This is a genomic window from Oleiphilus sp. HI0043 (assembly GCF_001634935.1).
The window spans coordinates 1-432 of the sequence record NZ_LWEY01000360.1; the positions used below are offsets into that span (position 1 = coordinate 1).

The 432-nt window shown below is 50.2% G+C and carries 1 protein-coding gene; it reads left to right on the forward strand.

Annotation, left to right across the window (positions count from 1 at the left end; genetic code table 11):
- The coding region (locus A3729_RS05015) for a YiiD C-terminal domain-containing protein (RefSeq protein WP_197475572.1) at positions 1 to 296 on the forward strand (296 nt) is incomplete at its 5' end.
- Positions 297 to 432 lie beyond the last annotated feature (136 nt).

Consider the following 432-nt stretch of genomic DNA (forward strand, 5'->3'; position numbering starts at 1 on the left):
TATACAATCTCTGTGTGATCGCCGGTTGGGGAATGACTCAGCTTAAAGCTGAAGCGCTAGGGCTTAAGGGAGATATCGTTGTTGCCAAGGGGGAGATCAACTACCTTCGGCCACTGAGAGGCCGGCTTGTCGCCACGGCTTATGCACCTGCACCCGAAATCTTGGAAAAAGCTCAGCACCATCACACCGGGCTTGGAAAATCGGTCTTCCATATTGAGGTGAGCGTCCCGGATGAGAATGGCAAAACCTGCGTTAAGTTTAGCGGTAAGTACGCAGTATTAGCCGCTCAAACTTGATGATAGTGTTTGATAACGTGATGGATGGCCTGACAGAGTTTTGCTAGTTCATCATTGCTCATGACATAAGGCGGCATGACGTAAACGAGTTTACCAAAGGGGCGCACCCAAACACCTTGCTCAACGAAGCGGCCTT